The following is a 17,310-nucleotide window of genomic DNA, read 5'->3' on the forward strand; positions in this document are numbered from 1 at the left end:
CTTTCACAATCCGCTGCTCCACTTTTCCTCTAGTCCCACCACCATTGGTCGGCGGGCAAGTCGCTCAAGTCGATGGAATCTCGCATGCTGGCGACGTTGCCACCTTCGTCGGCAAGGCGATTCTCTGGGCTGAGGGCCTGATCGGCGCGGATCTCGACGCCGCCACCTACAGGAGTCATCAGCCGGCGTTGCTTCCACATGCTATTTACAGCCGTGGCGACTTGCTTCGGGGTGTTGTAGTTTTGCACGGGATAGGTCGCCTCTTCACCCAGGCTGCCTAGGTCCCAGCCGGCGGCTTCGTAGAGATCGTTCTGCTGGATGAACGCGGCAGCTACTAGCAGGTCGATGCAGTTACGTAGTTGACCATAAACGGGCGCCCGTTGGGCCAATTGCTCGTAGTTGTCAGTAAAGCTGCGAGTGAATTTCCTGCTGGCGCCGCTCTGGCGTCCTGAGCCGGTGCGCCCACCATCGCCGCCGACCACTTCGTCCTCACCAACGAGCTTCACGCCTGCGCCAACGAACTCAGCCGCGTGACCGTCTTCGCTGATTTTCACGCGCTCGTAATTAGGCACGAAGAACCAACGCTGCAATGCGTTGCGAGCCACGCTAGCCGGGTTGGCCAGGGCGACATAGCTGGCAATACGTACGGGGGGGCGTTCCAGGCCAATACCGATGAGCTTCATGCGATAGTCAGCCTCGACCAGCACTTGGGCGAAGTGCGTATCGGCTGCGACGCCACCGATAGTGATGTTCTGTAGACCGAGGCTTTCCTGCAGGCCTTCGACGACAAAGTTGGTGAACTGAGCATCGCCAATACTCCGTGGGCTGCCAACTCTGCTCAGGAACTGCTGCATGCGTTGCAAGCCTTCCTGCGTGGGATCGATCGAGCAGTAAACTAGCGGGTTCTTCTTGCCATGAGGGGCAAAGGTGCGAAGAGCGACCACGAGGTCTTGCAGTTCCATAACCGGCTGGCCAGTTTCTATGCCAATGACTCGGCCTGTTTCTGTTTCGACCCAAGCCTCAGCTGGGCCGGCAACGACGATGTCGTTTGTTTCAGGATAGAAAAACACGTACTGGACTCGCGTGAGTCCAGCTAGGTGTTGCATGGTTTCGTCAGGGCCATGGCCTTCAGCGATGGACTTGTCGATCAGTCGTCCGAGTCGTGTGAGCGAGACCTTCCGCAATTTGCTGGGTCGTTGGAGGTCCGCCTCGAGTTGCGTCCTTGCTTGGCGAGCTCGTAACTGCATGAGCTGCCCGGTGGCATCGGTCGCAGCGACACGTCGCAACACACCATCGGCATCGACTGCAACGCCGGAGAACGGACTATCTCCGATGGTGCTACCACCACCAGCGCCGCCGCCAGCACCTCCTCCACCGCCGCCGCCGAACTGGGCAACTGCTTGGCCGGGCATTCCGAGTGCCAGGCTCAGGCAAACAGCCGCAGCCAGACCGACTTTAGCTAGGTTAGCCTTGGTGAAGGGACTTACGATGAGATTGCGAGTAACCATGATTACCTCTGAGTATCTCTGGTTGAGTACGACCTGCGTGGTCGTGTGCTGTTCCGATTGAGTTCTCTTAGTAGAGAGAATCCCCATCTGTTGGGGCCTCTGCCTACTCTACTGATGGTAATTCGGGAGAGCCGGCGAAGCAAGAAATACGGCGGGAAACGGGGAAATTACTGCCTAGGCGACGGCCTGCTGGTGAAAGTAGCTGAGGTGGACCCCGGAACGATCCCTATAGCCGGTGCGACCCACTGTTCCGCCCAGGTCGTGTTGCGGAAATACCACCTGTCGCGTTGGAAAAACACATCACGGTCCGATCCAGGCGTTACAGTTTAACGCCGCCCATGCGCGCACAGTCCTATTGAGGCTGCGCGGGCCCTCGGCGGTACACTCCCGAAAATACAACCACAACTATGAACTCCCTCCCCACAAACTCTGCTCGTTGGATCTCAGCCGCTTTGACGGTTGGGATCGTGGTGTGCCTGTTGGGTACGAGCGGATGTGCCGGTTTGAGAGTGCCAAGGATCGATCCTACTGGCGAGCGGTTTTTGATTTGGCCGAAAGATCAGCCTCAGGCGGCTATCACCGCGGGTAATCCGACCGCTCCGCCGGTGCTGACTGATCCGTTCTTCCCTGCTCAACCCACTTCTGCTGTGCCGGTACAAGTTGCCCGCCCGCCGGAAGTACTGAAGGTTTCGCCCGAGCGCATCCTCGCGCCCATCGGCAGCGAAGTCGTCATCAAGGCGGGCATCTGTGAGAAGAGCGGCTACTTGCTTTCTGATCAGAAGCTGCAGTGGCAGCTCGCCCGCAACGGCGTCGGACAGTTTGTGGAAGTTGGCGGCAAAGGGCTACTGCAGCGCGCTTTGCTACCGTGGAACCAGTCCGAGAAGATTGATAACTACTACGCCACCGGCTACACAGCTGCCTCGCCGCTCTGTATTTCTCGCGGGACGGCCGATCCGAGCGACGATGTGGCAATTCGCCGAGGCGACGGCTGGGTGAGCGTCACCTCGCCGGTTGAGGGCACGAGCTACGTCACTGCTTACGCGCCGAACGTCGCCACTTGGAACGCAAGAAAATCAACGGCCCAGATCCACTGGGTCGACGTGCAATGGACTTTCCCCCCCACTACCGTGCAAAGCAATGGCCAACCCCAATTGCTGACCACGACCGTCACTCGCCAAAGCGATGGCATGCCGTTGGAAGGTTATCTGGTTCGGTACGAAGTGGCCGATGGTGGTGCACTGCGTAGCGAGTCCACTGGCCAAGTTGTTGAAGTCCGCACCGATGCGCAGGGAAAAGCCACCGTCGAGGTCGCCCCGACCGATTCGGGCGCGAATCAGTCGCGGATTGATGCCCAACTCGTCCGTCCAGCAGATTATGGCAGCGGAAGTTCGCCTAAGCTGGTCATCGGCAACGGCGCCACGATAGTCAACTGGAACGGCAACGAGCCTTATTTTAACCCCGGCACGCCGGCCCCACTGCCCAGCGAGCCACGGCCGTTGGAGCCAATACCGAGTCAACCTTCGCCAGCGGGGCCCACCACGGCGCCGCAGTTGGATGTGGAGATTTATCGCGTTACACCAGGACAGGTAGAAGTCGACGGCCAGGTTCGCTTTGAGGTGATCATTAAGAACGTTGGTGATGCGCCAGCGACCGGACTATCGCTTAACGATCGTTTTGATCGAGGCTTCCGTCACTTAGCTGATCCAACGGGCGAGCAGGAAATCACCACCGACTTGAAATACATCCTTGCCCCAGGGCAGCAGAATTCTGAGTACATCACTTTCGACGTCACGAAAGCGGGCAGGATTTGCCACGAGGTAATCGTCAGTAGTGTGGAAGGTGCACGCGCCTCTAAGGGGGATTGCGTGGATGCTGTACAGCCGGCACCCGAGCCACGTGCTGGCGTTCAAATCAAGAAGGTTGGTCCGCGCGACGCAGTCGTTGGCGAGTCGCCACTGTTTACCGTAACCGTGACCAATACAGGCGAGACGGCGCTGACGAACGTGGAGGTTCGTGATAGCTACCCCGTGGAGCTCGCACCGCAACCAGGCCGCGACTACGAAAAGCTCGGAAATGACATCATCTGGCGTATCCCACGCTTGGAAGTGGGGCAGTCGAAACGCTTCGACGTGTACGCTCAAGGCCTCCAGCCTTCGCTGAGGGCAACTAGCTATGCCGAAGTGAGCGCACTAGCTGAGGGAGTGCCGGGCAACTATCGCAGTGCGAGCGAGCACACCATCGAAATTAAACCCCTTCGAGGCGGCGCCCCCGGCGGCACTGTGCCGGGCGGTGTAACCAATGCCGATGGCAATCTAAAGATTCGCCTCGAATCGCTCAATGACACCGTGCGAGTTGGCACGCGACAGCGTTACCGCGTGACGATTGAAAACGTTGGCCAGAATGTCGATGGCCTGGTCTACATGCGTGTCATATTTCCTCAAGGCATGAGACCCGACATATTGACTGCTCAAGGACCGCAAAACGTGCAAACCGAGTTCGATGCCGGGCAAAACGCGATCGTTTTTACGCCGGTCAAGAGTCTTCGTCCGCGGGAGGTGCTACCCTACGAGTTCAACGCGGACGTGAACCAGCCCGGCAGCGGCACCATTACGGCGGAAGCTGTGAGCAGCAATTCGGCAAATGGCGTGATCGATGCGGTTAACGTGCAGATGATTCGGTAGCTGCCCCAAAAGTGGGCCGTTGCCAGGGGGCAGGGGGCAGTGTTAGCTTAGAACGCATGCCCCGCTTTGTTCTTCTTTGGCACGCGTGCCCGTCCAGTTATGGGAAATCTGACCCCAAAGGTAGCCATTGGGATTTTTTGCTTGAGGATGGCGGTGCGCTGGCGACTTGGAATTTGTTTGAATTGCCTAGTGCTTGGAATAAGTCTGTATTGAACGAGGGCGCTGCTAAGCCGAAAGCGGCGGGAATAGCCGCGGGCCAACGGCCCGCCGGTGCGCGTCCGGACGAGCTTGCAAACTCAAGAATCGTTGCCGCAGAAAAGATCCAGGACCACCGGTTGGCGTATCTCGACTACGAAGGACCCATCACAAGTGAGAATCCTGAAAATCGTGCAAGCGTGGATAAAGGCTCTGTGGAACGGATCGACGGGGGGGAGTATCGGTTGCTTGAGCGGAGTGAAACTCTCTGGCGGGTTGAACTTGCTGGTGAGTTTTTGCAGGGGATCGTGGAATTGCGTTTCTTGCAGGAAGGGGATTGGCGGTTGGAAGTGGGGTCTCCTTAGAACTTCGCCGAGCGAGTAGCAAGCTCCGCGGCTAAATGGCTTCTCTTAGTGCTTAGGCGTTAGCGCGATCGCTACGGCCCCACTATTCGGAACGGTCCAAACGACCCGACCCGTAGAGTTTCTTTACACGGTAACGTTTATCAGTGCCGATCTGTAGGAGTGTACGGATCACACCGCGGGTCGCTATCTTGGCGGTTGACTCGCTTGGGCATAGGAGGCACTTCGATGTCAGTAAAAAACACGGAACGTTACCGCAACAATTCTTCCTCGCATCAGGGGCAAGGCGAATGGTGGAAACTGCTAGCCGCCGTGGGGCTTACCGTCGCAATCGTTTACTTCGGTCACATGCGCCCCGCTGACCGCAACCTGCTGCTGTTGCAGCGGCAGTGCCACGAGCTGAACTTAGCCGTTAGTCAGCTCACCCGTCAGACGGTTGCCGCTGACGGAACGCTTGGCGTGATCGAATCGCTCTCCGTGCAAAACGCACGCATTGCCGATGCGGAAGCCAAGCTCAATGCCATCAGCCAGCGTTGGGACGCCATCGCTTCGAAAGCTGAGGCTATCGCCACTCGTACGGGCGATTTCGCAGAGCTCGCTCAGGCCCAGTCGCGTCTCGCTACACATAGCCAGACGCTCGACGGCGTGCTCGATGCAGTGGACGACTTGGAGATTTTGCGCCGCGACATGAAAGCCTCGCACCAACAGCTCACCCGAGCTGGTGCCACGCTGGCGAATCTCGAAGCACTGCAGAGCCGGCTCACCCGAGCACTGGATCGCGTTGATCGAGCCGCCCCGGCGCTTGACGCGGTAGACAGCCTGTGCGAGGAAGTGGCTCTGAGTCGCTCGAAACTGGCTGCGAGCGAGCAGACTCTTGCCGAGGCCAGTGGCAAGAGCTTCAAGCAGGTGGCCGTACTGGCGAGCCAGTTGGAGCGTCAATCGCACGTGCTTGCCGAAGCCCATGCGGGCGCTGCCGACTCGCAACGCGGTCTCGATGCTTTGGTGGACTTGAAAGACCAAGTCCTCACGGAGGCGACCGATCTGACCGAAGCGGAAGCCACACTGCAACGATTGGTGGACATGCAAACGAGCGTGCAGCTGGCGGATGAGACCCTGAACGACATTCAGCACATGGTTGTCGATGTCATGCTCATTCAGCCCGCTGCTGAACGTGCGGTGGCCGCGCTGAAGCCAGTGGTTGAGTTCACCCGCATGAGCCAGCGGCTCAACCCGCAGGACCGCTTTAGCAGCAAGCCGGAAGCCGCGGAGCCTGCCGAGAAGGTGACTGCTGACGAGCAGGCCGACTCCGCAGCGGAGCAGCTGGACATTGCGACGACGATTTTGAATTGGTTCTAAGGGCTTCTCTGCCAACTAAATATTTCTACGACTAAGGCCGGGGTGCGTAAGCACCCCGGCCTTTTGCCACTTCTGCTGGCATAACCCTCCGCTAGCACTTCATCATTGTGCGAAACCGAGGTTGACCAAATCAGTCAATTGGGCGAAGTTCCCACAGCCGCGCTGCCTGTCAGGTGCGGCTGTCGTGTGCGTCCCGCCTGGTCGTTGGGAATGACCAGCCCGCATGAATTACTGACGAACCTCTTGTTTCCCGCAATGGAGTGAACGATGAAGCGAGACATAGACTTGGCCCGCGAGCTGTTGCTCGATATTGAAAATCGTGGCATCGACTGCTCGATGAGCGTACTACGCAGTGGCCCCAATCAAGAAAACGAAGAACGCATTCGGTACCACCTGCGCCTGCTGATCGATGCTGGCTTGTTGAAGGAGGTTGACCGTACCTCGACCGGCATTCCTTGTTTGCGTCTGACTCACGATGGGCACGAACTGCTTGAGTTGGCCCGAAATGAAGGTCGTTGGCGGCAAGCGAAGAGTGCTTGCCAGCAGCGCATCGGCGGACTGTCGCTCTCGGTGATTCGCCAGTTGCTTATCCGCTCCGCACTGCGTCCCCGCTACGGACGTCGCTTCCGCCCTTTCGTCGCTGAAGGTCGCTATGAAGTTGATCGCTATCGCGAATTTGATCACTATCGCCCCCAGAATCACTACCGTACACGTCCTGCCTATCGTGCCGAGCCGTACCGCTACGAGACGATACGAGATGAAAACGCAGTCTATGGTCCCGGATCATACGCTCCTATGGAGGGTGAAGATATGATCGATACTCGTGCGGCGGACGCGCGCGACTGGTGGACCGATGGGGTCGATCAAGGTGAGCCTCGCTATGCAGAACCGCGTTGCGTCCGCACCCGCTTCGCCGGTTACGAGATGAACGGTCGCGATAGCTACCAACGCAATGGCATTGATCTGGATGGCGACGGCCGCATCGATCTGGAGTTTGAAACTACCCTGCCAGACTACCTGATCTGAGACCGACCGGTTTGATTCTCCCCAGGAGAGTCGCTAAGCTACTTAGCGGGCGGCGCGTTCGAATTGAACGCGACGCCCGTCATTTTTGCGCTACCCGTGAAGCATTTCCATGAACATAGTAATTCTTCATCACCACTTAAATCCCGGCGGGGTGACCCGCGTGGTGGAGAATCACCTGCGCGCGCTGGGCACCGTTCCAGATAACGGCGAATTGCAAGTGCTCTTGTTGCATGGCGGACGCTGCCAAGATTGGCCTCTAGAGAGATTACAAGAATCGCTGCCATTCCAAATTTCGATGAACACTATCGAAGGTCTGGACTATGACCTCACCGGAACGAAGCCTAGTGAGGCGCTAGGTCAGCGGATCGCCAGGAAACTTGCTAGTGAACAGTTCACTCCAGAAAACACGCTTCTTCATTGGCACAATCATTCGCTTGGGAAGAACGCATCGACTCCGCTAGCGGTTACTCACTTAGCAACGCAGGGTTATCGACAACTACTGCAGGTTCACGATTTTGCGGAAGACTTTCGCCCGAGCAACTATCGCTACTTGCTGCGCAAGTTGGGCGAAGGCGATGCTGAGCAACTGGCAGCACGGATGTATCCGCAATCCACAGGGATTCACTACGCGGTGCTCAACGGTCGAGATCGAGCGGTACTGGCCGAAGCGGGGATAGAACGGTCGCGGCTGCACTTCTTACCGAACCCGGTCGCTGGTCCACCGCTCGATGACGATGCCGACGAGGCCCGGCGGATGGTCAACGAGAAGCTGGCTATCTCAGCCGAGAAGCGATTTGTTGTCTATCCGGTGCGCGGCATCCGGCGAAAGAACCTGGGTGAGTTCCTGCTCTGGTCCACGGCCTGCCGCGATGCGCATTTCCTAGTGACGCTTGCTCCGCAGAATCCCGCGGAACGGGCGTCGTTTGATCGTTGGTCAGCGCTTGCGGAGGAACTAGAGCTCCCCTGCACGTTGGGCGTGCCGAGCACCGCGGAGCTTGCCTTCGGTGAAATACTCGCTGCCAGCGATGCCCTACTGACCACAAGCGTGGCTGAGGGCTTTGGCATGACGTTCTTGGAGTGCTGGCTCGTCGAGAGAGATCTTCTGGGGCGGGATTTACCTGAGATCACACAGGACTTCACGTGCGCGGGGCTCGACCTAAGCCAACTCTATGAGACGTTGGAAATACCCACTCAGTGGTTTGATCGTGGCGAGTATCTCAGCAGCATGTCGCTCCTAATGGCGGAGGCATACTCGGGCTTTGGTGTCGTCCCCACTACGCCCGAAGAATTGAGAGAGCAGCTTGCGAGCTTGATCGATCATCCGACCATCGACTTTGCCCGGCTGCCTTCTTCGTTGCAAGCGAGTGTCATCCGCCAAGTGCATCAGGACGAATCACGTCGAGAGCAGTTGCTCGAACTGAACCCTAAACTCGCCGTTAGTGCGTGCAAAGATTCAGACCGAGTCACTAGCAATGCGGCTATCACCCAGCAGCAGTATTCACTCGCCAACCTTGGTGAGCAGTTGCTTACTACTTACCAAGCAACAATGGCTAGCACGACTGCGGATGCTACCGCACTCCCACGAGGGCAAGCGATTCTGGGTGCGTTTTTGCGAACCGATCGATTCAATCCAGTGCGAGTTGAGTCATGAGCCAATCGGAGCAGCAGGCACTCGAACAGATTATCAAGCAGGCGAGCCGACCGCTTGAACCGCAACCTACTGCGCAAAACCCCGAACTGCCCAAGTTGGCGGGCGTTCGTGCGGTGCTGTTCGATATCTATGGCACACTCATCATTAGCGGCAGCGGTGATATCGGGGCCGCTGACCCGACGATTCGTGGGCAAGCCTTTGCGGATGCCCTGGCTGCGGTAGGGGTAGAGTACCAAGGCGATTGTGCCGCCGGTGCGCGTGCGCTTCGCCACCAGATAGATGCGAGCCACGATCGCTCGCGTGCTGCAGGGGTTGAGTTTCCAGAGATCGATATCGTAGAAGTCTGGCGGCTCACCTGTGAGGAGCTAGCTAGAGGAAACTCCATCGCAATGGGCCAGCAAATCAATCATCAACAGCTGGCGGTGGAATTTGAAGTCCGCACGAACCCCGTGTGGCCCATGCCCGGCCTGTTGGATTGCTTAGCCGACTTGAAGCGAAAAGGGCTGATTCTAGGGATTATCAGCAATGCTCAGTTCTTCACGCCGTTAGTGTTTCCCGCTTTAGCTCGCCAAACGCTAGATAATTTGGGCGTAGCCCCAGAATTACGGTACTATTCCTATGAGTACGGCCGCGCGAAGCCGGGGGAGTGGTTGTACGAAAAAGCGGCCCGTGGTTTGGCAGACCAAGATAACCCGATCCACCCCACCGAGACGCTTTACGTAGGAAACGACCTTCGCAACGATATATGGCCGGCTGCCCAGGTTGGATTTCGTACGACACTGTTCGCTGGCGACCAGCGCAGTTTGCGATTGCGTGAGGATGCTCCCAACCGTGACCAACAACCCGAACCGGATGCGATTGTGACGCAGCTCAATCAGATTCCAACTATTATTGGTGAAAGCGACATTGGCGAATCGCAATCCTAGCGAAGAACAACTTTAGCCCACGAGCCAACTTCAAGACCGATAGTGCTCGCGGGCTAGCCTCCAGGCTTAATTTGATACAAACCCTTTCGAAACAAGACCTCTCACAAGCCTGGCGGCGCTAGCGTGGGACATTCCCAAAGATTCTCATGAGTAGCGACAGCCAACGCCACGGGCAAAACATCGGTTTCGTTGGTACCCGTTTCGCGGGTACCGATGGCGTATCTTTAGAAGCCGCGAAGTGGGCCCAAATTCTTTGGGATCATCGCCATGTGAGCCACTGGTTCGCTGGTCGATTAGATACGGATCCCTCGATTAGCATGCTCCGTGAGCATGCTTGGTTCGGCCATCCCGATATTCTGTGGATCAACGAGCGGATTTTCGGCCGGACAACGCGAACGACTGAAGTGACGCGACGCGTCTACTCCATCGCAGAGCATTTGAAGCGATCGCTCTATGAATTCGTCGATCAGTTCGCCATTGATATTCTCATTGTGCAGAACGCGCTATGCATTCCCATGAACTTGCCATTGGGTGTTGCACTCACGCAATTCATCGCAGAGACCGGCTTTCCAACGATTGCGCACCATCACGATTTCTATTGGGAACGCGATCGCTTCTCGGTGAACGCCATCGGCGATTTTCTGGCGATGTCGTTTCCGCCTTCGTTGCCATCGATTCAGCACGTGACGATTAACTCGGCTGCGCAGGAAGCGTTGTCTCATCGGCTGGGCGAGTCTTCCGTCCTGGTGCCTAATGTGTTGGACTTCGAGACACCTCCCGAAGAAAACGACGACTATATTAGCCATATGCGTGAGGATCTCGGCCTTGATCCGGACGACATCATGTTCCTCCAGCCTACGCGCGTAGTACCACGAAAAGGTATCGAGCACGCCATCTCGCTCCTCGCGGCGCTGAAGAACCCTAAATGTAAGCTGGTGGTGTCACACGAGTCGGGCGACGAAGGGGACGAGTATCTGCATGCCTTGCACGAGATGGCAGAGCAGCAGGGCGTATCGCTGCTCATGGTTTCCGATCGTATCACCGAGGAACGCGAAACAACCGCCGAGGGCGAACGCACTTACACCCTTGGCGATGCTTATGCGATTGCCGACTTCATCACCTATCCCAGTATCTACGAAGGCTTCGGCAATGCGTTGATTGAGGCGTTCTACTATCGCAAGCCGGTGCTAGTGAATCGTTACTCAATCTTCGTGAAGGACATCGAGCCGAAGGACTTCAAAGTGATCACCATGAACGGCTACCTCACCAAAGATGTGGTCGCCAAGGTGCAGCGTGTGATTAACGAGCCCGAGTACCGCGAGCAAATGGTGCAGCACAACTTCGAGCTAGGTAGGAAGTTCTACAGCTACGGCGTCCTGCGACGCAAGCTGCGGGCGTTGATTACGAATCATACGGGGATGGATGATTTGTAGGGTTACTGCCCCCACCTCCGAATCAAGCTAGTCCGCGCTGAGTCAACTGATGACATGGCCGATGGATACCGGGCATCCCTAGCGAACAGCGATTTGATCGCGGACGCTGCTGACGGCTTGGTCGACCGCGCGAACACTGGCCCAATCGTCCCGATAGACAACGGGAACGAATTTCTTTGGCTCACCCGGTGCCATTTCCTTGGCGAGTGTTGTGTCAGTCCAGTCGAGATTCAACAGGGCGTCGCGAATCTCTTCGCGTAGCTTGCTGGGAAGATTGTACGAACAGCCCACTGCCACGGGTGGGAAGAGAGAGGACTCGTAGATGACTCGAAACGAATCTCTAGCAACATCTCCCTTCGAGACAAGCCGCTGCAGAATGTCGCTGGCAACCGGTGCTGCGTCTGCCCTACCTTCGGTCACATTTCGCACGGAATTGGCGTGGCTGAGGGTAAAGTGCCAGTTGTAGTCATGCTCGGGCCGAAGGTCCATTTGCCACAAGTGGACCATTGCCGCCTTGCAGCCAGAGTTGGAATTGGGACGTACGAAGGCGATATTCTTGCCACGTAAGTCAGCTAGGTCCTTGATCTGGCTGTCGACTTTGACGATGAATTGCATCTTGTACCCGAACTGACCCGTGGCTGCCTTTTCGGTTTTGGGGCTTTCTGCTTCGCCGGCCTTTGCTTTCGGATCGCTACCCTCGGCGTTGCTAATGGTGCAGAGTGGAATGAATCCTGCGTGCTTGACCGCCACGGGTACTGAGCCGGAATCGAATGCGGTGATATGCAACTGCCCACCGCGCAGGGCAGCCATCTGTTTCCTTGTATCCACTAGTCGCAAATAGCTGACGGGTAAGCCGGTCTTCTCGCTGATCGCTTCGACGGCTGCTTCCCAGACCGCGGCATCATTTGAACTGTTATCGGTGGCAACGAATGAGAATACCAATTCCGTCGGTTTAGCAAGCAGGGTTGCTTCTTCAGGCGTGTCGGCAACAAGGTCGAGATCCGTGTCGAAGTAGACCGCATCCATCTTTTCGTCGCGCGGCATATTGGTGAAGAGCGTATTGACCGACCGATCGGCAAGTACTTTTCTTTCGCGATCCCCTGAAGAGGACTCGTTGTAGACTACCCATCCCGCCACGGCCGCAGCCAGTGCGAGTATTGCCACCACAGGTTTCGTCGCGAATCCAGAACGGGTTCTCATCGGATTGTTCTCCAGAAAAGTTCGCCAAAGCGGTATGCGTGGAAGGCGCCGGCGCGGTTCAACGCTCGGTCCCTACAGTGAGTCTACACTCTCAGGGGGGAATCCCGCAAACGTGCAGCTACTGAACCGAAAGGTTCACCCGGGGGGCTATTCGGATAGAAAGGTCACGGCGGTCGCGAGGCTCGTTAAAACGCCGTCCCGACGTGCCGCACTACTGCTAGGCCAAGTACGGTCCGGCGTGCGAACCACCGTTTCTGCGCGGGCTGAAGAATTGAGTTAATTCGGTGCTCAAGAAGTACGGCGAGATAGCAATATCAGTCGACCATCGCGGTTTGTGCAACGGACAGTATGTTAGATGGCCTGCGCTACTCCTCTCCAACAGTACTCGCACGTCTCCGCCCCACGATGTGGCCAGCAGCGGCTCCCGTGGCCTCCATGAGAAATGTGCTGCCCGGCACAAAGGCTCCTAGGTCGCCGCCTACTTCGGATCCCATCTGCGGGTCGAGGATGCGGTGGGCCTCGGCGCGGCGTTCTGGGGTGCCTTGCTCTGCTAGAAAATGGTGGACTTCCTGTTTGTTCTTGCGTTCATGAATGAGCCCCACGACGGGCAAACTTTGTACGGCGGCGTAGGTGCCTGGGCGCCCGCGTCCGTGGACATCCTTGGCGTAGGCGGCCTGCTCGAGAGCGAGCGCAGGTACGTCGGAATAGATGTTTATCGTGTCGGTGTACGGGTTGTACGAATCATTGCCAATTAGTCGGCCGGGTAGCAGCGTGTAGCCGAGGGTGTGCAGTGTACCCAATGTGTAGCGCCAACCGGCTCCGACGCGTTTGTTCTCTACAAGGCGGCGCCACTCGCCACCTGGGTCGTACTGGTTGATGCGAACCTTGGTTTCCTCAAGTTCATTGACCGCTAAGAATTCTGCAACCTCGACTTGCGTAGCTGGGGAAACGTCGTGGTTTTCTACGCGTCGATCCCAAAGGAGTAGCTTTCTTGGCGCGCCAAACACCCACCCGACGCCGTCGATAAGTTTGCTGGGTCTGCCCTGTTCGAATTGAGACTCGCAGGCGGTTGTGCAGGGCAGTTGATCGGCAGGCGACACGTAACTAGCTTGCATCAAGGTGTCTTGCCGGACGACGGGTGCGCTTTGCGGTTCGGTAGCCAATTGGGCGACGGCGCTGCTCGCGAAAACGATCGACAGGCCGCAACTAGTAAGCAGAGTTCGTGTATCACAAGGCATTGCTTAACTCCTCCGAGAGTGATGGCGCCAGTAGGTTCTGGTCTAGTACAATTTTCGCCATACATCTTCGGGCTATGGCGGGCGGGAGTTTCCCGAGAAGTTAGCTTCCCGTAAAGAGGATTCCGAGCCGATTTGATAGCTGCTCACATCCTGAGGAAAGCTAGGAGAGCTGCGAAGTCAAGGATGTTGCATTTCGAATGCCGGCACAGAGGCAGAGCCAACAAGTAGAATCGGCGGTCACCTCAGAACTCAAGCTGATTTCCACTTTCGTTCGACTCCTTTCGGATTAACATGTCCGTTAACCTGCAGCCCTCTGGGGGCAAAAAACTACTGGATTTCTAGGCTCTTGCGGTTCTGGTATACTGAGCCGCTTTCCCATGCAAGCACGTGCCGGCGGTCACGAGCTTGCTAGCATGGTTTCGGAGTCGATGCAGCAACCCAATAAGCTTGCGGTGCAAGCACCGCAGCGAAATTAGACGAAGGTGCTATTCGAACTTCAAGAACCTGCATGGGTGAAAGAGAATACTACCCTCGCCCCCCACAGAGAGATTGCAGTTGTGACGGAAACCACTGCTTTTACGACCACTACCAAAACGATCGATCCTGCTATCGTTTCACAACTTCTACAGCGCTTAGAATTGCTCTACGGCGAAGCAGCAAGCGAGGTGCTGCCTCGGCTGATTGAACTGATCGAAAAGCATGCTACTACTGCTCTGCCTTCTGATGCGCGCGAGCAGCGGCGTTGGACTCAAGAAGATGTGGTGCTGATTACCTACGGCGATCAAGTACAGCATGAGGGCCAATCGCCGTTGGCGGCATTCGATGCATTCCTCGCGGAACAACGCTGGGACGAACTGTTTTCAACGGTTCACTTCTTACCGTTCTGTCCGTATTCGTCTGACGATGGCTTCTCGGTGATCGATTATTTGCAAGTCGATCCCGCGCTGGGCGACTGGGAGGACCTCGGTAGGATCGGTAGTTCGTTCGGTCTGATGTTCGATCTCGTGCTGAATCACTGTTCAGTCAAAAGTGATTGGTTTGCTGCGTATCTGCGCAGAGAATCGCCCTACGACGAATTCTTCTTCGAGGCCGAACCTACTGACGATCTTGGCCAGGTGGTAAGACCACGCAGCTTGCCGCTACTTACGGAATTTGAGACCGCGAGCGGCCCGCGTCATGTGTGGACGACGTTTAGTGCCGACCAGGTTGATCTGAATTATGCTTCGCCCGATGTGTTGCTCACGATGCTCGACGTGCTCTTGGAGTACGCAGCACGGGGCGCACAAATCATCCGGCTGGATGCAGTGGCATTTCTGTGGAAAGTCCTGGGCACGAATTGTCTGCACCTGCCAGAGACGCACGAAGTGGTAAAGCTCGCTCGTGACGTTCTAGAGCTAGTCGCACCGCACGTGTGGGTGCTCACGGAAACCAATGTGCCTCACCACGAAAACGTGAGCTACTTTGGCGATGGCGACGAAGCACATATGGTTTACCAGTTTAGCTTGCCGCCGCTGTTGCTTGATACGTTCGTACACGGCGATGCCACCTACTTCAATCGCTGGCTGGCCGCCTTAGAGTCTCCCCGTCCTGGCACAACCTACTTCAACTTTACCGCTTCGCACGATGGCATTGGCGTTCGGCCGTTGGAAGGTCTGGTTCCCGACGAGCGGGTCGATTCGCTAGTCGCTGCGGTGGAGCAGCGAGGCGGTCGCGTGAATACGCGCCGTCGAGGCGATCGTGATGTGCCCTATGAATTGAACATTACCTATGTGGATGCGCTAAGCCCTGAGGGTGAGGCCCCAGAGAGCCAGGACGAGCAACTTCACGCCCGCCGTTTTCTTGCCACTCAAGCGGTGATGCTGGCCGTTCAGGGTGTGCCGGCCACTTATTTCCATAGTCTCGTGGGCACTCGGAACGACCAAGAGGGCGCTGAAGAGAGCGGCATCGCTAGACGGATCAATCGCCGCAAGTTCCAGTGGGACGAATTGCACGAACAGATCGGCACCGCGGCACTGTCGAGTACGATTTACAAGGGCTACCAACGCCTCCTTCGAGTAAGACGCAGTTTGCCGGCCTTCCATCCGGATGCCCCGCAGCGTGTTCTCGAACAGGAGAACCCCGCACTGATCGCGTTCGAGCGGACCAGTCTCGATGCCTCGCAACGCATCCTTGTCGTTGCCAACTCCGGAGATGCAATTACGACTCTCAACCTCTCGGATTGGAATGTCGCCCAAGCGAAGGATTTGGTTACTGAAGAGACCCTTGGCGACATTGCGAACTACCAACTGCCGGCAGGCTCAGCTGTTTGGCTTGAGGTATCCGTGTAGTACCTTAGCCTTTCCTCCATTACCTCTAGACTCTCGACCCCAGTCCCTAGACTCTCAAAAATGCCTGACTTTGCCCAACCGAGTGCCGTTTCGACAATTCATGATCTAGGAATTGTCCATACCGATGAGATCGAGGCGAAGCTTGTTAAGGCTTCTCAGACCTATGGACTGGGCCTCGTACTGCCGGTCACAGCAAGTGATATGCGTGCTGAGCCGTTTGCAAAGATCGTAGACGAACTGGCCGGCGCTGAGTTCCTGAAGTCGATTGTGGTTGTGCTTAATCGAGCACCTGAAGAAAGCGACTACCGCGAAGCAGCGCAGTTGGTAGCACCATTGGGTGAGCGGGCGGAGATTCTGTGGACCGATGGCCCGACGGTTGCGCCAATGGTCGATGAACTGGTCGCCGAGGACTTCAATCTCGATACGCCAGGCAAGGGCAGGGCGGTATGGCTTGCGTTTGGTTACTTGTTGGCTGACAAAGACTTGAAGGCGTTTGTGTTGCACGATTGCGATATTGTGAATTACGATCGCGAAATTCTTGTGCGACTGTGCTTACCCATGGCGCACCCGAGCCTCGATTTCGATTTTTGCAAAGCGTACTACGCACGTTGCACGACGAAGATGCATGGCCGCGTGGTTCGCTTGCTCATGACGCCGCTCATGCGAGCTTTGCACACGGTCATTGGCGAAGACGAGTTTCTGTCTTTTCTGAGTGCATTCCGCTATCCGTTGGCCGGTGAGTTTGGCATCTCGAGCGGACTCGCTCGCTCGAATCGCATCCCTTGCGACTGGGGGCTTGAAGTAGGCACCCTTGCCGAGGTGTTCCGCAACACCTCGCCCAAACGTGTGTGCCAGGTCGATCTGGGCAGGTTGTACGAGCACAAGCACCAACCACTGTCGCTGAATGAGCCCGACAAGGGACTGATGAAAATGACGGGCGACATTCTCACGAGCATCTTCCGCACACTCGCTAGTCGAGGGTCGGTGTTCTCCCCAGGCCACTTTATCAGCCTGCGAGCAGCTTACTTGCGCTGTGCTCAAGATGCGATTCGCCAGTATCATGCCGATGCGCTGATGAACTGTCTCGACTTCGACCGCCACAGCGAAGAGCAAGCGATCGAGGGTTTTGCGGAACAAATCACGGCCGCCGGTACTGCCGTTCACGACGACCCGTCCGGCGGCGATGCCTTGCCCACTTGGACACGTGTGCTGGCGGCGAAGCCAGACTTCCCGCACAGGCTCAGGGAAGCTGCCACGGCTGACCACGAGCGGTTGAGTTAATCGGATGCCGGTTAATCGGACCCAAGTCTTTCCGGTAAATGGCGAACTCCTAATTGACCACGAAGTACACGAAGATTACCAAGTAAGTTAGCTGTTTACTGGCCTTTGGTGTCTCTATTGTTCTTT

Annotated in this window: 12 protein-coding genes; 9 read left to right on the top strand and 3 right to left on the bottom strand. The window is 56.8% G+C overall.

The genetic code is table 11. The features are described 5' to 3' along the window. Positions 1-29 precede the first annotated feature (29 nt). Entirely contained in the window at positions 30-1,508 is a 1,479-nt protein-coding gene (locus HG15A2_RS06090) for a DUF1598 domain-containing protein (protein WP_145058831.1), read from the bottom strand. 407 nt (positions 1,509-1,915) lie between these two features. Here HG15A2_RS06090 and HG15A2_RS06095 point away from each other — a divergent pair, with 407 nt between their 5' ends. From HG15A2_RS06095 to HG15A2_RS06125, 7 genes are all read left to right on the top strand, one after another. Further along, positions 1,916-4,189: a DUF11 domain-containing protein gene (locus HG15A2_RS06095; RefSeq protein ID WP_145058833.1), complete on the top strand. Its 2,274-nt coding sequence runs from the start codon at positions 1,916-1,918 to the stop codon at positions 4,187-4,189. 56 nt (positions 4,190-4,245) lie between these two features. Next, positions 4,246-4,749 (top strand): hypothetical protein, encoded by a 504-nt coding sequence (locus HG15A2_RS06100; RefSeq protein ID WP_145058835.1) that lies wholly within the window; start codon positions 4,246-4,248, stop codon positions 4,747-4,749. A gap of 225 nt (positions 4,750-4,974) precedes the next feature. Continuing rightward, positions 4,975-6,102: a hypothetical protein gene (locus tag HG15A2_RS06105; RefSeq protein WP_145058837.1), complete on the top strand. Its 1,128-nt coding sequence runs from the start codon at positions 4,975-4,977 to the stop codon at positions 6,100-6,102. A 267-nt stretch (positions 6,103-6,369) separates the two neighbouring features. After that, positions 6,370-7,128, top strand: coding sequence for a DUF2513 domain-containing protein (locus HG15A2_RS06110; protein ID WP_145058839.1), 759 nt, complete (start codon positions 6,370-6,372; stop codon positions 7,126-7,128). 109 nt (positions 7,129-7,237) lie between these two features. Further along, the gene (locus HG15A2_RS06115) at positions 7,238-8,779 is read left to right on the top strand and encodes a glycosyltransferase family protein (RefSeq protein ID WP_145058841.1); all 1,542 of its coding nucleotides are present in this window, start codon (positions 7,238-7,240) and stop codon (positions 8,777-8,779) included. Then, positions 8,776-9,705: an HAD family hydrolase gene (locus tag HG15A2_RS06120; protein ID WP_145058843.1), complete on the top strand. Its 930-nt coding sequence runs from the start codon at positions 8,776-8,778 to the stop codon at positions 9,703-9,705. The genes HG15A2_RS06115 and HG15A2_RS06120 overlap by 4 nt, the downstream gene beginning before the upstream one ends. A gap of 146 nt (positions 9,706-9,851) precedes the next feature. Then, positions 9,852-11,138 carry a glycosyltransferase family 4 protein gene (locus HG15A2_RS06125; protein WP_145058846.1) on the top strand — a complete coding sequence of 429 codons (1,287 nt, stop codon included), beginning with the start codon at positions 9,852-9,854 and terminating at the stop codon, positions 11,136-11,138. 78 nt (positions 11,139-11,216) lie between these two features. Here HG15A2_RS06125 and phnD read toward each other — a convergent pair whose 3' ends face one another. Both phnD and HG15A2_RS06135 read right to left on the bottom strand, forming a co-directional pair. Next, positions 11,217-12,338 carry a phosphate/phosphite/phosphonate ABC transporter substrate-binding protein gene (gene phnD, locus HG15A2_RS06130; RefSeq protein WP_145058848.1) on the bottom strand — a complete coding sequence of 374 codons (1,122 nt, stop codon included), beginning with the start codon at positions 12,336-12,338 and terminating at the stop codon, positions 11,217-11,219. Positions 12,339-12,703: 365 nt separating this feature from the next. Further along, entirely contained in the window at positions 12,704-13,576 is an 873-nt protein-coding gene (locus tag HG15A2_RS06135) for a hypothetical protein (protein WP_145058851.1), read from the bottom strand. Positions 13,577-14,058: 482 nt separating this feature from the next. Here HG15A2_RS06135 and HG15A2_RS06140 point away from each other — a divergent pair, with 482 nt between their 5' ends. Together HG15A2_RS06140 and HG15A2_RS06145 are read left to right on the top strand one after the other, a co-directional pair. After that, positions 14,059-15,903: an alpha-amylase family glycosyl hydrolase gene (locus HG15A2_RS06140; protein ID WP_246117894.1), complete on the top strand. Its 1,845-nt coding sequence runs from the start codon at positions 14,059-14,061 to the stop codon at positions 15,901-15,903. A 60-nt stretch (positions 15,904-15,963) separates the two neighbouring features. Continuing rightward, positions 15,964-17,184 carry a glycosyltransferase family protein gene (locus tag HG15A2_RS06145; protein WP_145058855.1) on the top strand — a complete coding sequence of 407 codons (1,221 nt, stop codon included), beginning with the start codon at positions 15,964-15,966 and terminating at the stop codon, positions 17,182-17,184. The last annotated feature ends 126 nt before the right edge of the window (positions 17,185-17,310 follow it).

The sequence above is a fragment of the Adhaeretor mobilis genome, from assembly GCF_007741515.1.
Taxonomy (GTDB): domain Bacteria; phylum Planctomycetota; class Planctomycetia; order Pirellulales; family Lacipirellulaceae; genus Adhaeretor; species Adhaeretor mobilis.